This window comes from Mycobacteroides franklinii (assembly GCF_002013895.1).
Classification (GTDB): Bacteria; Actinomycetota; Actinomycetes; order Mycobacteriales; family Mycobacteriaceae; genus Mycobacterium; species Mycobacterium franklinii.
Genome location: NZ_MAFQ01000011.1, coordinates 32452 through 48854 on the forward strand (window position 1 = coordinate 32452; position 16403 = coordinate 48854).

16 protein-coding genes are annotated in these 16403 nt (G+C 64.4%); 3 read left to right on the forward strand and 13 right to left on the reverse strand.

Translation table 11 applies throughout. The annotated features are described in order from the left end of the window. Positions 1-2: 2 nt before the first annotated feature. From inhA to B4393_RS19075, 8 genes are all read right to left on the reverse strand, one after another. Complete coding sequence (gene inhA / locus B4393_RS19040; RefSeq protein WP_078277850.1) at positions 3-812, reverse strand: NADH-dependent enoyl-ACP reductase InhA; 810 nt, start codon at positions 810-812, stop codon at positions 3-5. A gap of 74 nt (positions 813-886) precedes the next feature. After that, positions 887-1633 (reverse strand): 3-oxoacyl-ACP reductase FabG1, encoded by a 747-nt coding sequence (fabG1, locus tag B4393_RS19045; RefSeq protein WP_078335423.1) that lies wholly within the window; start codon positions 1631-1633, stop codon positions 887-889. 88 nt (positions 1634-1721) lie between these two features. Further along, on the reverse strand, positions 1722-2732 hold the full coding sequence (locus tag B4393_RS19050; protein WP_070939622.1) for a VWA domain-containing protein: 1011 nt from the start codon (positions 2730-2732) through the stop codon (positions 1722-1724). Then, complete coding sequence (locus tag B4393_RS19055) at positions 2729-3700, reverse strand: DUF58 domain-containing protein (protein ID WP_070939621.1); 972 nt, start codon at positions 3698-3700, stop codon at positions 2729-2731. The genes B4393_RS19050 and B4393_RS19055 overlap by 4 nt, the downstream gene beginning before the upstream one ends. Next, positions 3697-4842, reverse strand: coding sequence for a chaperone MoxR1 (gene moxR1 / locus B4393_RS19060; RefSeq protein WP_078335424.1), 1146 nt, complete (start codon positions 4840-4842; stop codon positions 3697-3699). Before moxR1 ends, B4393_RS19055 begins: the two co-directional genes overlap by 4 nt. A 174-nt stretch (positions 4843-5016) precedes the next feature. Further along, on the reverse strand, positions 5017-5769 hold the full coding sequence (locus B4393_RS19065; protein ID WP_078335425.1) for an NlpC/P60 family protein: 753 nt from the start codon (positions 5767-5769) through the stop codon (positions 5017-5019). After that, entirely contained in the window at positions 5763-7196 is a 1434-nt protein-coding gene (locus B4393_RS19070) for an NlpC/P60 family protein (protein ID WP_078335426.1), read from the reverse strand. The genes B4393_RS19065 and B4393_RS19070 overlap by 7 nt, the downstream gene beginning before the upstream one ends. A 317-nt stretch (positions 7197-7513) precedes the next feature. Beyond that, positions 7514-8071, reverse strand: coding sequence for an Rv1476 family membrane protein (locus B4393_RS19075; RefSeq protein ID WP_078335427.1), 558 nt, complete (start codon positions 8069-8071; stop codon positions 7514-7516). Positions 8072-8352: 281 nt separating this feature from the next. Here B4393_RS19075 and acnA point away from each other — a divergent pair, with 281 nt between their 5' ends. From acnA to B4393_RS19090, 3 genes are read left to right on the forward strand one after another with little or no spacing between them, the layout of a single operon-like run. After that, entirely contained in the window at positions 8353-11142 is a 2790-nt protein-coding gene (acnA, locus tag B4393_RS19080) for an aconitate hydratase AcnA (protein WP_078335428.1), read from the forward strand. Positions 11143-11168: 26 nt separating this feature from the next. Further along, positions 11169-11741, forward strand: a complete 573-nt coding sequence (locus B4393_RS19085; protein ID WP_064633723.1) for a TetR/AcrR family transcriptional regulator — start codon at positions 11169-11171, stop codon at positions 11739-11741. Continuing rightward, positions 11725-12255, forward strand: coding sequence for a DinB family protein (locus B4393_RS19090; protein ID WP_078335429.1), 531 nt, complete (start codon positions 11725-11727; stop codon positions 12253-12255). The genes B4393_RS19085 and B4393_RS19090 overlap by 17 nt, the downstream gene beginning before the upstream one ends. On the opposite strand, the gene B4393_RS19095 is transcribed toward B4393_RS19090, so the two are convergent. From B4393_RS19095 to B4393_RS19115, 5 genes are all read right to left on the reverse strand, one after another. Beyond that, positions 12252-12863 carry a hypothetical protein gene (locus tag B4393_RS19095; protein ID WP_078335430.1) on the reverse strand — a complete coding sequence of 204 codons (612 nt, stop codon included), beginning with the start codon at positions 12861-12863 and terminating at the stop codon, positions 12252-12254. The two genes, B4393_RS19090 and B4393_RS19095, sit on opposite strands and share 4 nt — an antisense overlap. Before the next feature lie 37 nt (positions 12864-12900). Then, a complete protein-coding gene (locus B4393_RS19100; protein WP_078335431.1) occupies positions 12901-13545 on the reverse strand; it encodes an AMIN-like domain-containing (lipo)protein in 645 nt (214 codons plus the stop codon). A 61-nt stretch (positions 13546-13606) separates the two neighbouring features. Further along, positions 13607-13792 (reverse strand): helix-turn-helix domain-containing protein, encoded by a 186-nt coding sequence (locus B4393_RS19105; RefSeq protein WP_070939612.1) that lies wholly within the window; start codon positions 13790-13792, stop codon positions 13607-13609. Positions 13793-13908: 116 nt separating this feature from the next. Further along, a complete protein-coding gene (locus B4393_RS19110) occupies positions 13909-15537 on the reverse strand; it encodes an ABC-F family ATP-binding cassette domain-containing protein (protein ID WP_078335432.1) in 1629 nt (542 codons plus the stop codon). A gap of 38 nt (positions 15538-15575) precedes the next feature. Then, entirely contained in the window at positions 15576-16385 is an 810-nt protein-coding gene (locus B4393_RS19115; RefSeq protein WP_078335433.1) for an enoyl-CoA hydratase, read from the reverse strand. Between the last annotated feature and the right edge of the window lie 18 nt (positions 16386-16403).

The window sequence follows — 16403 nt, forward strand, 5'->3', positions numbered from 1 at the left end:
CGCTAGAGGAGCTGGGTGTGCGCGCCGCCGTCGGCGAAGATGATGTCGCCGGTGGTGGCGGGCAGCCAATCGGAAAGCAGCGCGCACACCGTCTTGGCGACCGGAGTCGGATCCTTCATATCCCAGCCGATCGGGGCACGCTGATCCCAGCCATCCTCCAGCACACTCATCTGCTGGCCGGCTTCTTCGCCCAGTGCACCACCGACGATGGCGCTCATCGCCAGCGTCCGGATGGGACCGGCCGCAACGAGGTTCGAACGAACACCGGCAGCACCCGCCTCACGCGCCACGAACCGGTTGACCGACTCGAGTGCGCTCTTGGCCACCGTCATCCAGTTGTAGAACGGCATCGCCCGGGTCGGGTCGAAGTCCATGCCCACGATGCTGCCGCCCGGATTCATGATGGGCAGCAATGCCTTGGCCAGCGACGCATACGAGAACGCCGAGATGTGGAAGCCCTTGGCCACATCCTCAAAGGGGGCCTCGAAGAACGGGTTGAGCCCCATACCGGTCTGCGGCATGAAGCCGATCGAGTGGACGACCCCGTCGAGCTTGTTGCCCTCCCCGATCACCTCGGAGACCCGACCGGCCAGGCTGGCCAGGTGCTCCTCGTCCTGCACGTTCAGCTCCAGCAGCGGCGCCGGCTGCGGCAGGCGCTGGGTGATGCGCTCGATCAGGCGCAACCGGTCGAACCCGGTGAGTACCAGCTGCGCGCCCTGCTCCTGCGCGACCTTCGCGATGTGGAAGGCGATGGACGAATCGGTGATGATGCCCGTCACCAGGATGCGCTTGCCCTCAAGTAGTCCTGCCACGATTCTCCTTAGGTAATTCGCCTGCGCTCGTGCGCACGCTGGGGGACGTTCGACAAAGTTCCTAGTGGGGGGTTCTAGTGGCCCATGCCCATGCCGCCATCAACCGGGATCACTGCACCGGAGATGTAACTGGCATCTTCGGAAGCCAGGAAGCTGACCACCCCGGCGACCTCGGCGGCCGTGCCCACCCGCTTCGCCGGGATGAACTCCAGCGCGCCCTCCTGGACCCTCTCGTCGAGCGCGCGAGTCATCTCGGTGTCGATGAAACCCGGAGCGACCACGTTGGCGGTGACACCCGCCTTGGAGAGCTCGCGGGCAATCGAGCGCGCCAAGCCGATGACCCCGGCCTTGGAGGCCGCGTAGTTGGCCTGGTTGCCGATTCCCCAGGTACCGGAGACCGAACCGATGAATATCATCCGGCCGAAACGCTTGCGCTGCATGCTGCGCGAGGCCCGCTGAGCCACCCGGAACGCCCCGGTCAGGTTGGCATTGATGACTTGCTCGAACTTCTCCTCCGTCATGCGCATCAGGAACGCGTCCTGCGCGATGCCGGCATTGGACACCAACACCTCGACGGCGCCCTGGTGCTCCTCGACCTCTTTGAAGGCCCGGTCGACGGCGTCGTTATCGGTGACATCGCACTCCACGCCGAACAAGCCCTCCGGCACACCGGACCCACGGTGGGTGACTGCCACCTTGTGCCCGTCGGCGGCAAGACGTTGCGCGATCGCAAGGCCAATACCCCGGTTGCCACCGGTGACCAGAACAGAGCGAGAGACAAAGTCGGGACGGGCGACGCTAGCGCCCAGAGCATCAGACATAGGAGTCAACTTATCGTCTTCTTAGACTTTGGCCTAACCGACTGGCCCAAACATAAAGGCTCAACGAACCCGCCGACCAGGTACCGAATCAGTTGGGCAGGCGCCGGTTGATGACCAGGCCGACGAAGGCCGCCGCCAACACCAACAGCGCACCCAGGCGCAGCCACCCGACGCTTGCGTCACCGCGGATCGTCTCGTATCCGATCTGCTGCTGCAGATTGGCGTACACCTCTTTGAGCTGCCCCAAAGTAGACGCCGTGTACGTCTCCCCGCCCGAGAGCTTGGCCACCTTCTCCATCATGTCGGGGGCATACGGAACGTTCTGACGCTGCCCGTTGATCTCGACGTACCCGTCCTTGGTGCCGAACGCGATCGTCGAAATGGGCACCTGCTGATCCTTGGCCGTGCGCGCCGCGGTGTAGGCACCCTTCGGGTTATCAGGGTTCGACGGCACCGTCTCCTTACCGTCGGACATCAAGACGATGCGCGCCGGAGGCGGCTTGTCACCGCCCCCGATGACCGCACCCACCGTGGCGATGGCCTGCAGCGCCGTGAAGATGCCCTCACCGGTGGCGGTGCGATCCGCAAGCTGCAGGTTATCCAGGGCATTGACGGTGGCGTCCCGGTTCGTGGTCGGCGAGACCAGCACCGTCGCGGTGCCCGCGTAGGCGATGAGACCCAGGTTGATACCCGGCGTGAGATTGCGCGCGAACTCCTTACCGGCTTCCTTCGCGGCGCCCAATCGGCTGGGCGCCACATCGGTCGACTCCATGGACCGCGAGACGTCGACGACGAGCATCACGACGGCACGGTTACGCGGAATCCGCACGTCATGTGTCGGGCCGGCCAAGGCGATGGTCAAAACCATGAGACCCACCACCAGCAATGCCGTCGCGGCATGGCGCCACGTGCGGGGCCGTGTCGGGGCCACCGAGTCCAGCAGTTCGGTGTTCGCGAACCGCAGTACCCGCTTCTGGCGCAGATACTGAGCCACCACGTAGAGGGCGACCAGGCCCACCACCAGCAGTAGCACCAGGAAGAACCACGGGTGGGCGAAGCCCGTCAGAGTCATCGGCCCGAAGAATGGCACGTCGTTCATCGCGTCGCCGCCCCTGTTCCAGCCACCGCACCGCGGCGCTGTTGAGAGACGAATCTCACGATGTCACTGATCCAGTCACGGTCGGTCCGCAAGCTCAAAATCGGTGCACCGCAACGACGTAATGTGCGTGCCACCTCTTCATGATGCCTTGCCGCCGCTTGTTCGAAATCACGGCGCAGGTTCTCGTCGATCCGGTACTCCTTGGTGACGCCGGTCTCGGCATCCTGTAACAGCACCTCGCCGACGTCCGGAAGTTCCACATCGCGCGGATCGAGCACCTCGATACCCAGCACCTCGTGCCGGCCGCCGATCGCACGCAACGGCCGCATCCAGTTGATGGGGCCAAGAAAGTCACTGATGATCACGGCCATGCCACGACGGCGTTCCGGTCGGCGCAACGCGTCGATGGCTACCGACAGATCGCCGCGCACCCCCTGGGGCGCCTTGGGCATGGTCGCGATGCTGCGCAGAATGTCCTGCTCATGGGCGCGACCCGAGCGAGCAGGCAACCGAACAATCTTGTCCCCGTTGGCGATGATCGCACCAAGCCGGTTTCCGCCACCGCTGTTGAGGAAGATGATCGCCGCTGCCGCCGCCACCGCGAGATCACGCTTCTCACAGTTGGTGGTGCCGAAGTCCAGGCTCGCCGACATGTCGACCACCAGCCACGTCTCCAGCTCGCGATCGGCGATCATCTGTCGGACGTGCGGACTGGTCGTCCGCGCCGTCACCGACCAGTCCATCCGGCGCACATCGTCGCCGGGCTGATACAGCCGCGACTCCCCCGGCTCCGATCCCGGTCCAGGTATCAAGCCGAGGTGGTTGCCGTGCAGCACCCCGTCAAGCTTGCGTCGGATCTTCAGTTCCAGCGTCCGCAGTGCCGCCGACAGCTGCGGATCACGGATCTCGCCACGACGCAGTGACGGGATGTCCACCGGCCGGCCGTTGGCCGGACTTGGCGTGCTCACCTGGGTGCGGCGTTATGGGCGGCCGGGACCGGATTGTTGGTCCCAACCATCGCAGGCGGCACCGAATTTCCTTGTTGCGGAACAGCATTCACCTGCGGTAGGCCTACTGTCTGCAGAATCCGGTTGATCGCGGTGTCGGCGGAAACCTCGTCCGCCAGGGCGTCGTAGCTCATCACCAGACGGTGCCGAAGCACATCCGGAATGACCTCGATGACGTCCTGAGGAATCACGTAATCACGCCCGCGCACCAGAGCCAGCGCACGCGCCGACGCGATGATGCCCAGCGACGCGCGGGGGCTGGCTCCGTAGGAGATCCAGTTCGCAACGTCGCCGAGGCCGAACTGAGCCGGATTACGGGTCGCCGAGATGACCCGGACCACGTAGTCGACGAGTGCGTGGTGCACGAAGTTGTTGGCAGCCAGGTCCTGCAGGCGCAGCAGTGCTTCGGCCGACAGAATCTGCTTGGGCTCCGGCGGCGTGACACCCATGCGGTAAATGATCTCCCGCTCTTCTTCGACCGTCGGGTAGTCCACATTGATCTTGAACAGGAAGCGGTCGCGCTGCGCTTCCGGCAGCGGGTACACGCCCTCGTTCTCGATGGGGTTCTGGGTCGCCATCACCAGGAACGGCTTGGGCATCGGGTACGTCTTGCCGCCGATGGAGACATGCCGTTCGGCCATGACTTCGAGCAATGCGGACTGCACCTTGGCCGGCGCACGGTTGATCTCGTCGGCCAGCAGGAAGTTCGCGACCACCGGACCGAGCTCGATATCGAACTCTTCCTTGCCCTGGCGGTAGATGCGGGTACCGATGATGTCGGTGGGCACCAGGTCAGGGGTGAACTGGACACGCGAGAACGAGCCACCCACGACCTTGGCGAAGGTCTCGACCGCCAGCGTCTTGGCGACACCGGGCACACCTTCGAGCAACACGTGCCCCTTGGCGAGCAGGCCGACCAGAATTCGCTCGACGAGCCGGTCCTGGCCCACGATGACGCGCTTGACTTCGAAGATGGCGCGCTCAAGGTTCTGTACCTCTGCGGCCAGGGCCGGTGACGTCGCACCCTGCGGGGCGTGCGGCACGGGGCCGGCGCTTCCGCCGGAGTACCCGGCACCTCCCCCTGGTTGCCCTGGTGATGACATCAACTTCCCTCCGGCTCTGCCTGACGATTTCATGCCATGTTGGTGGCGCGGTTCATACGAGCGGCACCCAACCCTGGGCGGCGCCTTCGGTCCACTATTCCAGCATCCCGGGATTTGGTCCACGTACCCGTTCGCTGGCGCGCCGCTTCTAGCTGACCCGCAGGATCAGAAGAGCTACCACGCGATGATACGAACCGCGTAAGGAGTCATACCGCCCGTGCGCACCGGAGACACCGTCACCTTCGCCGCACTGCCGCTGGCTTCCAGCATCTGACCATTGCCGAGGTAGATCACCACGTGCTGCGAACCACCAGGCCCGTAGAAGAGAAGGTCTCCGCGTTTGGCCTGCGAGACCGGAACCTTCTGGCCGGAGTTGTATTGGTCACCGGAGTACTTCGGCAGCTTCACGCCCGCGGCCGCATAGGAGAACATCGTGAAACCCGAGCAGTCGAAGCCGACCTTGCCAGAGTCGTAGTCCACGCCACCGCTCGGTCCGCGCACCGTGCCACCACCCCAGGAGTACGGCACACCCAGTTGGGTGCCGCCGCGCTGGATCACGCGTTCCACGGCAGCGCGGCCGTACACCAGCGGACGCCCCGCACCCGCGGACGCACCGCCGATTCCTAACGCACCCAGCGCGGTCTGGCCGACCCCCATGACACCGTTCATGATCTTCGTGGGATCCGCACCCTGGCTCGGGCCGGAGAACGGCAACGTGTTGTCGTATTGGCCGCCCGTCGGGTTCAGACCGAGCGCGTTGAGGAAGGCCGTTCCGACATTGGGTCCAAGCGGGTTGTCATCGGCGGTGGCCCGCGGGACACCCATGAACAAGACCAACGCGATCGCGATGGTCACTGCGATGGCCGACCGTAATAGGAAGAGCCCCTGCGCTTTTAGCACCTTTGCCGCTTTCACCACTTCTACCACTCAATCATCCGGGTTACATAGGGCGTCATGCCGCTGGTGCGGACCGGCGACACCTTGACCACGTCGCCGGTGTTCGGCGCTTCGAGCATCTGGCCGTTGCCCAGGTACAGCGCAACGTGCTGGCTTGCGTTGGGGCCGTAGAAGATCATGTCGCCGCGCTTCATCTCGGCACTGGGTACCTTGCGCCCGGAGTTGTACTGGTAACCGGTGTAGTGCCGCAGCCTGATGCCGACCGCGGCGAAGCCGTACATCATCAGCCCGGAGCAGTCGTAGCCGACAGTTCCTGCGCCGGAATCGATTCCGCGCGTCGGGCCATTGTATGAACCACCGCCCCAGGAGTACGGCGTGCCCATCGCGCTGCCGGCACGGGCGATGACTCGCTCCACGTTCTCCCGGCCGTAGACCTTCGGGAGGTACTCGCCACCTTCGCCGGAAGATGCCGCCGCCGGGGCAGCCTTGGGGCAGAAGATGCCGATCACACCACACACCGCGGACTGGCCGACATTGGCCGCGGTGTTGCCGATGCCCAACACCATATTGATCGTCTGCGTCGGGTCGGTAGGAACGTTGGCGCTGGCGATCATCGGAAGGGTCGTGTCCCATTCGCCGCCGGCCGACGCCACCGGCGCCGGGCCCTCGGTCCATTCATTGCCGTTACCCGCGATGGCGGCACTGGGGTTGATCACCCGCGCCGTCGCTGTCGAGGCGGCGTAGGCGGGGCCGCGTGCCGCGGCGAGCTGCGCCTCCGCGCTCTTCTTCTTGGCAGCCAGATCCGAGGCCATACCGCGCTGCGACTCCAGCTTCGTCTGCACGTCCTTCATCGCCGACACCAAGTCGTCCTGCTGCCGCTGCGCATCCGCGGCGGCCTGGTCGGCCTTGTCCTTGATGGCGCGCGCCTGCGACTCCTTGTTGACCTGCTCGGTACGGGCCCGGCGCAAGTTATCCATGACGGTCTGCGAGCTCGCCTCGACGCTCTTGGTCACGGAGGCCAGCCGCACGACGTCGTCGGGGTTGGTCGCGGTCAGGTATGAGGTCGACGGGCCTGCCATATAGGTTGCCGCGGCCATCCGGTCGAACTTGCCCTGCGCTTCAGTGATGGCACCGTTGGCGATATCGACAGCGCGCTGCCCCTCGTCCACCGCCGCGGCGGCGCTGGACGCGTTGTCGCGGGCGGCCTGCAGATCGACCAATCCCTTATTGATGGACTCCTGCTGGGTCTGGACATCGGCGGTGAGCTGCTCGATCTGCTGATTGGTATCGGCCAGCTGGGTGATCAACGAGGCCATGTCGTTCGGCTCGGCAGACGTGACGGCAATGGTCGGGGGCACCATCATCAGGCTGGCGGCCAGCAGCGGCGGCACCACCAGCGCGGCCACCATGGTTCGTTTGCCAGCGACCGCGAAACTCTGCGGGAATGTCCGCTTCATCGCTTCTGCCGCCTCCTCAATCCTCGGCGCTCGTCGAGCCTTCTCGGTCATCAGCGGCCCTTCCCCGACGCGCTCCCAGTAGTCACATCAGACGCACTAACAACATTGGCGCCACTTGCACCGTACGTCACTTTTGCACCTAATGAAACTTTAGTCACAAATTACATATGTGTAATTAATTGCCCTCTGACAGACAATTCCACAGACGTCTTCTGGCGGTTAATTGACCTGAATTGAATACCGGCAGTTCATCCGGGTTCTATAGTGCGCGCGGCTATTTCGCGGTGGAACGGGATGTGCGAATGGTTTGCAAAACGTTACTTAACCGAGTCATTCGCGAACCGGCCGCGAACGAGGGTAATTCCGGCGCAAACGGCCGCGACGAGCAAGACGAGTGCAATGGTCAGCGTGGTCCACGAGAAGTGCTCACGCCCTAGTTCGTCCACGAAGTTATTGGCCGAGAGCACGGGGTTTCCCGTCTTTGCGACGTCCTGACCCGCCTCCAGCGTCACCCTGTCGTATGTGGCGCTGTAGGTACCCGCGTACGACGGGCTGATGACAAGGATGGTCGAGTCCGGGTGATCCTTGCCGATCTCGGTGGCGATATCGCGCAGCGGGGTGTCAATCCAGGGATTGCCGGGAAGTGCGATGACCTTCAGATCGATGTTCTTGGCGTGCGCCTTCGCGACGACGTCCTTCAGGCCGGGGACGTCGGCCGGCTGAGCTGCGATCCCGTCTTTGTTGACATCCGCGCGCGCCATCTCCAGACACTTGGCCGACCACCCCATGGGATCGGTTCCCGCCGTCTGGATTGACACACCCACCGCCTGGCACAACTCAGCGGGGATGAAGGTCGGCAGGTGCTGCGGCGTCACGCGATCAATCTAACCCGCCCCGAGCGCCGCGTTGTGCACCCGGACACGCCCTATTTGACGTGCATAACGCCGCCTTCTCCGAGAGTGGCGAATGCCACCGTGGAAATGGCGAGTGAAATTTGGACATCCCCCTTATTACGGGACAAGCGTACTGTTAGACTAGCGATGGAAGGCAGCCATCTGCGGTGGCGCCTCCGGAACCCCGCCTGGCACAGCCCGCCGGCGGGTGACCTTCGAGCTTTGGAGCTGATGTGACTAGCAGTCCTAACAAGACAGAATCGGTGAATTCCTTCGGCGCGCGCGGCACTCTGCAGGTTGGCGATGAGTCGTACGAGATCTTCCGCCTCAACGCCGTGCCGGGTACCGAGAAACTGCCCTACAGCCTGAAGGTGTTGGCGGAGAACCTATTACGCACCGAAGACGGTGCGAACATCACCAAGGACCATGTCCTGGCGCTCGCCAACTGGGACCCTTCGGCCGAGCCGAGTGTCGAGATCCAGTTCACCCCGGCCCGCGTGGTGATGCAGGACTTCACGGGTGTGCCCTGTGTGGTCGACCTGGCCACCATGCGCGAAGCGGTCGCGGCCCTCGGTGGCGACCCCGACAAGGTGAACCCGCTGTCCCCCGCCGAAATGGTCATCGACCACTCAGTGATTCTCGACGTCTTCGGCACCGCCGACGCGTTCGAGCGCAACGTCGAGCTCGAGTACGAGCGCAACGCCGAGCGCTACCAGTTCTTGCGTTGGGGCCAAGGCGCTTTCGACGACTTCAAGGTGGTCCCCCCGGGCACCGGCATCGTGCACCAGGTCAACATCGAGTACCTGGCCCGCACCATCTTCACCCGGAACGGCCAGGCGTACCCCGACACGTGCGTGGGCACCGACTCGCACACCACGATGGTCAACGGCCTCGGCGTCCTCGGTTGGGGTGTCGGCGGTATCGAGGCGGAGGCCGCCATGCTCGGCCAGCCGGTGTCGATGCTGATCCCTCGCGTCGTCGGCTTCAAGCTCACCGGTGAGATCCAGCCCGGCGTCACCGCCACAGACGTGGTGTTGACCGTCACCGACATGCTGCGCAAGCACGGTGTGGTGGGCAAGTTCGTCGAGTTCTACGGCAAGGGCGTCGCCGAGGTGCCACTGGCAAACCGCGCCACGCTGGGCAACATGAGCCCCGAATTCGGTTCTACCGCAGCGATTTTCCCGATCGATGACGAGACCATCAACTACCTGCGCCTGACCGGTCGCGACGACCAGCAGCTGGCGCTTGTCGAGGCCTACGCCAAGGAACAGGGCATGTGGCACGACGCTGACCACGAGCCCGCCTTCTCGGAGTACCTGGAACTCGACCTCTCCACCGTCGTGCCGTCGATCGCCGGGCCCAAGCGGCCCCAGGATCGCATCGAGCTGTCGGACGCGAAGAACGCCTTCCGCAAGGACATCCACAACTACGTGGAAGAGAACCACCCGGCACCGCACACGAACCTCGATGAGGCCGTTGAGGAGTCGTTCCCGGCCAGCGATTCCGCCGTGCTGTCTTTCGCCGAGGATGACGCCGTCATCCCGTCCGCGGCCAACGGTGGCGAGGGTCGCCCGTCCAAGCCGGTCAAGGTGCAGTCCGCCGAGCGTGGCAACTTTGTTCTGGACCACGGCGCGGTCGTGGTCGCGGGTATCACCTCCTGCACCAACACCTCCAACCCGTCGGTGATGCTGGGTGCTGCCCTGCTGGCCAAGAAGGCCGTCGAGAAGGGCCTGACCACCAAGCCGTGGGTCAAGACCAACATGGCCCCCGGGTCGCAGGTCGTCACCGACTACTACAACAAGGCCGCACTGTGGCCGTACCTGGAGAAGCTGGGGTACTACCTGGGCGGCTACGGCTGCACCACGTGCATCGGCAACACCGGCCCGCTGCCGGACGAGATCTCCAAGGCCATCAACGACAACGACCTGTCGGTGACCGCGGTGCTCTCCGGTAACCGCAACTTCGAAGGCCGCATCTCCCCCGACGTCAAGATGAACTACCTGGCGTCCCCGCCGCTGGTCATCGCGTACGGCATCGCGGGCACCATGGACTTCGACTTCGACACCGACCCGCTGGGCAAGGACCACGACGGCAACGACGTGTTCCTCAAGGACATCTGGCCCACGGCGTCCGAGATCGAGGAGACCATCGCGTCGTCGATCAACCGCCAGATGTTCACCGACTCCTACGCCGATGTCTTCAAGGGCGACGAGCGCTGGCGCGGCCTGCCCACTCCGGAGGGCAATACCTTCGAGTGGGTCGACACGTCCACCTACGTGCGTAAGGCTCCGTACTTCGACGGGATGCCGCTGGAGCCGACGGCCGTCACCGATATCAAGGGTGCCCGCGTGCTGGCGCTGCTCGGGGACTCGGTGACCACCGACCACATCTCGCCGGCCGGTTCCATCAAGTCCGGCACGCCCGCCGCGCAGTACCTCGACGAGCACGGTGTGGCCCGCAAGGACTACAACTCGCTGGGCTCGCGTCGCGGTAACCATGAGGTGATGGTGCGCGGCACCTTCGCGAACATCCGGCTGCGCAACCAGCTGCTGGACGACGTGTCGGGCGGTTACACCCGCGACTTCACCCAGGAGGGTGGCCCCCAGTCGTTCATCTACGACGCCTCGGTCAACTACCAGAAGGCCGGCATCCCGCTGGTGGTGCTGGGCGGCAAGGAGTACGGCTCCGGCTCATCCCGCGACTGGGCCGCCAAGGGCACACGTCTGCTGGGCGTGAAGGCCGTCATCACCGAGTCCTTCGAGCGCATCCACCGGTCGAATCTGATTGGTATGGGCGTCATTCCGCTGCAGTTCCCGGCCGGGGAGTCGGCGGCCTCGCTCAAGCTCGACGGCACCGAGACCTTCGACATCAGTGGTATCGAGAAGCTCAACGAGGGCACGACGCCGAAGACCGTGCACGTGACGGCCACCAAGCAGGACGGGTCTCGTACCGAGTTCGACGCGGTGGTCCGGATCGACACCCCCGGTGAAGCCGACTACTACCGCAATGGCGGCATCCTGCAGTACGTGCTGCGGAACATGCTGGCCGGCTAACTCCGCCAGGACTAGGGGCCAACACAGTGCCGCGCGTTAGCGAGGACCACCTCGCGGCTCGTCGCCGCCAGATCCTCGATGGCGCGCGGCGCTGTTTTGCCGAATACGGGTACGACGGCGCCACCGTGCGCCGCCTGGAGCACACCATCGGCATGTCGCGGGGAGCCATCTTCCACCATTTCCGCGACAAGGACACCCTGTTCTTCGCGCTGGCGCGCGAGGATGCCGAGCGGATGGCCAATGTCGCCAGCCGCGAGGGTCTGGTGCAGGTGATGCGCGACATGCTCGCCGATCCCAATCAATTCGATTGGCTGGCAACCCGTTTGGAGATCGCCCGCAAGCTGCGCAACGATCCGGAGTTCCGGCGGGGCTGGAATCAGCGTTCCGAAGAGCTCAACACCGCCACCCTGGCCCGGCTGCAACGCCAGAAGAAGGCCGGCCGGTTGCGTGAGGACGTGCCCAGCGAGGTCATCCTGGGATATCTGGATTTGGTCCTCGATGGCCTGGTGGCCCGCTTGGCCGCCGGTGAGTCGACCGAAAGCCTCAGCCGCGTGCTTGATCTCGTGGAGGACTCGGTGCGCCGTGCCGATCACGCCTGATACCAAAGACTGGACCTGGGTTCTTGACAACCGGTGCGGCGAATGCGGATTTGATCCCGCCGCAACATCATTCGATCAGATACCGCACATCGTGCGGCAGAATCTAGCGGCCTGGCAGCCGGTGCTGGCCCGCCCCGAGGTGCGCTCGCGCCCCGATGAGCAGACCTGGTCGCCACTGGAATACGGCGCGCACGTCCGCGATGTGTTTCGCCTCTTCCGGACCCGACTACACCTGATGCTCGACGAGGACGACCCCCTGTTCGAAAACTGGGACCAGGACAAGACGGCCGATGAGGATCACTACGGCCAGCAAGACCCCGCGACGGTTGCCGCCGAACTCGCGTCGGCCGGCGAAGCCATTGCCAACGACTTCGCCCAGGTGCCGCGGAGCGCGCTAGAACGTCGCGGAAGGCGAAGTAACGATTCGGTTTTCACCGTCGCCACGCTCGGGCTGTACTTCGTGCACGACCCGGTGCACCATCTGCACGATGTTTCGCGCCAGCCGGCCGATTAGTGCGGGAAGTCGATCACGGCCCGTGAGGGCGTGTCGTCGACATAGGCCACCGGGCACTTGGACGCTTGCGCGGCGACCTTCCACGCCATCACGCCATTCTTGTCTTTGAAAATATCGGGGTCCTGCAGAAGACGGGCCGATCGCACCACCGGGGAGCCGGCCGGTGCCCCGAATTCGTCGGGCTGCGGAAACGACTTCACCAGCTTGTTCTCCGGGCGATCGAAGGTCCCCATCACGGTGTTGTGTGCCGCGGCGCCGCGGAAGGCCACCGCGTATCCCCCGTCCACCGGTGTTACCGAGAAGGGCGGTGCCTGCCAGTAGGTCACCGGCCCCACCGGCGGTGCCAGCCTGTCGGGCCCGAAGGTGAACGTGACCCTGTCGAGGTCATCGAAGGATTCGATGCGCACATCATGCAGGATGTTGGCGTAATTCTCGGCGCCGCCATCGGTCAACATGGGACACGTCGGCGCGGCCGCCACCTGCGGCACGGGGACCAACGAGCCGACTACTAGTACAAGCGGTACCAGGTATCGATGCATGGTTAGCGAATGTACGGCCTCCGACACCCACCCGCTGGCGTTCGACCAGGGATTGTCTCCGGTGGTCAACCACGTACCGATGCATGGTGATCGGTCACAAGTGTGGCTAGTGCGGTAGATCCACCACAAGACGCGGCGGGTTGGTCAGCGTGCTCACCTGAGGACAGCGCTGCTTATTCAGCCCCAGCGCCCACCGCACCTTTCCTTCGAAATCCTCGCCCTGCTTGGCTTCCGCGAGAATCGGGAAATCCTTCGGCGTGATCTCATTGGGCCCCGGGTAGGACCGGATCGGCTTATCACTCTCGTGCGCAGAGGCGCCGGTGAAGAGCACTCCCAGTAACGCGGTACCGGCAACTACGACGTTGTCCCCCTTGGGACCCGCGGAAACACTCGCCGGGCTGTCCACCGAGTACTTGGGAACGACCAGCTCATCCAGCGGCACCTTGTTCTTGGGGTCGATCTTCGGGTCCGCCCCGAATTCGAAGGTAACCCTGTCGTAGTCGTCCTGCTTTCCCACCCGGACATCGCGCAGCAGTGTGGCCACATTCTTGCCACCACCTCCGCTACTCGTCTCGCAGGCGGTGACACGGAAGGTTTCCGGGGCAGGTGTCGATGTTTGCGGTAGCGCCGTCGTCGTCGCCACCGGCGACACCAACTCACCCAACTGGCGTGCCTCACCGCCACATCCGGATGCCGTCAACGCTGCCAGCGCCAGCACGCCGATGTTCCGGATACCGCCTTGTCCTCGCATCGCACCACGGTAGCAACAATTGTCGCCCGAAAGCTCAACGCGCACACTGCGTGTCGAACGCCTACTCGGCCTTGCGGCTCCGCCGGTTCGGCCCGCCTCGGCCGCGCAGGGCCACACCCGATTCCACGAGAGCGCGATGCACATAGCCATACGAGCGGCCCGTTGCCGCGGCGAGCGTGCGAATGCTCGCACCCTTCTCGTATCCGGCCTTCAGCTCGGCACGCTCCTCGTCGCGCGTTTTGGCCATCGCGACCTCTCTCCCGACTCCACTCCACAGCCCCTATGGGCAACTCGACCCGGTTGCACCATAGCGCAAATGTGATCACGCATGTACACGAGACGCGGAAGGCGGGATAGAAAAGGTTAGGCCAGCTCGATGAGGTCCCGATACTCGTCCGACCAGTAGTCCTCGGTGCCGTCCGGCAACAACACGACGCGTTGCGGATTCAAGGCTTCGGCGGCGCCGGGATCGTGCGTCACGAGAACAACCGCCCCGAGGTAACTACGCAGCGCGTCCAATACCTGCTCACGCGAGGCCGGATCCAAGTTGTTGGTGGGCTCGTCGAGCAGCAACACATTCGCGGTCGAGGCGACCAGTCCGGCAAGGGCCAGGCGGGTCTTTTCACCACCGGATAGCGTCCCTGCCGGCTGCTCCAACTGTGGGCCACTGAACATGAACGCGCCCAGGATTCCGCGCAACTCCTGCTCCCCCGTGTCCGGGGCGGCGTGGCGGATGTTCTCCCAGACCGTCGCGTGATCGTCCAGGGTGTCGTGCTCCTGGGCGAAGTATCCGAGTTTGAGACCGTGGCCCGGTTCCAGCTCTCCGGAGTCTGGAGTCTCCGCGCCCGCCAGTAGCCGCAGCAGCGTCGTCTTGCCCGCACCGTTGAGCCCCAGGACCACGACGCGTGAACCACGATCGATGGCCAGGTCCACCCCGGTGAAAATCTCCAGCGATCCGTAGTTCTTGGTCAATCCCTTGGCCACCAACGGCACTCGCCCACACGCGGCGGGTGTCGGGAACTTGATGCGGGCCACCTTGTCGGCCACGCGTTCCTCATCGAGCCCGGACAACATCTTCTCGGCGCGGCGCAACATATTCTGCGCAGCAACAGCTTTGGTTGCCTTGGCGCCCATCTTGGCCGCCTGAGTGCGCAGGGCCGAGGCCTTTTTCTCCGCGTTGGCACGCTCGCGGCGGCGGCGCTGTTCGTCGAGCGACCGCGCGTCCAAGTACTTCTGCCAACCCATGTTGTAGACGTCGACCTCGCCACGCACCGCGTCCAGGAACCACACCTTGTTCACGACATCGGCCAGCAGATCGACGTTGTGACTGATCACTACCAGTCCGCCGTCATGGTTCTGCAGGAAGCCGCGCAACCAACCGATCGAGTCGGCATCGAGGTGGTTGGTCGGCTCGTCGAGCAGCAACGTCATGCTCGATCCCGCACCCCCCTCGGCCGCACCGAACAGAATCCGCGCCAACTCCACACGTCTGCGCTGACCACCCGACAGTGTCCGCAGCGGTTGGATCAGTACGCGCTCGGGCAAACCGAGGCTCGAACAGATCCGGGCGGCCTCGCTTTCCGCCACGTACCCGCCCAGTGACGAGAAACGCTCCTCCAGCTGTCCGTAGCGGCGCACGGCCTTATCGCGCTGCTCCTCGTCGGCCAGCTCGGCCATCAGCGTCTGCTGCTTCTCCATCTCGCTGATGATGGTGTCGAGGCCGCGGGCCGACAGCACCCGATCGCGGGCCAACAGATCCAAGTTACCTTCCTTGGGATCCTGTGGCAGATAACCGATTTCACCGATCCGAGAAACCGATCCGGCGTATGGCTCACCCTCCCCCGCCAAAATTCTCATCGAGGTGGTCTTGCCTGCCCCGTTACGGCCCACCAACCCGATGCGGTCGCCGGGCTGGATACGTAACGCGGGGCCCGGCGCATAGACGAGCGTGCGGGCGCCGGCGCGGACCTCGAGGTCCGTCGCGGTAATCACTACTTACTCCTTGGATGCTGTGTGCGTGTCTCGCACTTTCAGCGCTTGTCTCTAAAGGTCGCTTTGCGCCGCTCCTTGCGGGCGGCGGTGGCTTCTTCGAAGTTGTCGGTGAGCAGCCGGACATACAGCTGGCCCAGACCCTCTTGGTGCATGTGACTTTCCAGGCTAGCGGCGTCCAGCCCACTCCAAATGGTGCGCTTGGTCAACTCGATTCCTGGACGGGAGAACCCGGCGATGCGTTCCCCGATCGCGTAACACTCTTCCAGCAGCGACTCGGAGGACACCTTCCGGGATACCAAACCGATGCGCTCGGCCTCGTCGGCATCGACGTCGCGGCCGGTCAGCATGATGTCAGAGGCGCGCGAGGTGCCAATGGCGCGCGGCAGCAGATAGCTCAGGCCCAGCTCGCTGGCCGTCAATCCGTTGTTGATGCCGGCCGCCCGGAAGTAGGCGTCATCCGATGCCACCCGGACATCGCATGCCAGCGCCAGGCACAGACCGCCACCGATGGCCGCGCCGTTGATGGCGGCGATCACCGGCTGATGCATCCGGCGCAGGGTGAGGATGACCTCATCGAGCAACTCCATCGACCGCAATGCGATCGTCGGCTGAGTCAGTCCCCCAATATGCGGAATGGGCCCGGCGGATTTCTGATCGGCACCCGAGCAGAAACCCTTACCTGCCCCGGTGATGACGACAGCGCGCACCTCGTTGTCATTGCTGATATCAACGAGCAGCTGCTTGAAGGGCAGCATCACATCGAATGCCATGGCGTTCATCCGCTCGGGCCGGTTCAAAGTGACCAGGGCAATTTCCGGACGCGGACGGTCCACCAGGACGAAACTCATGTGTCCATATAACCGACC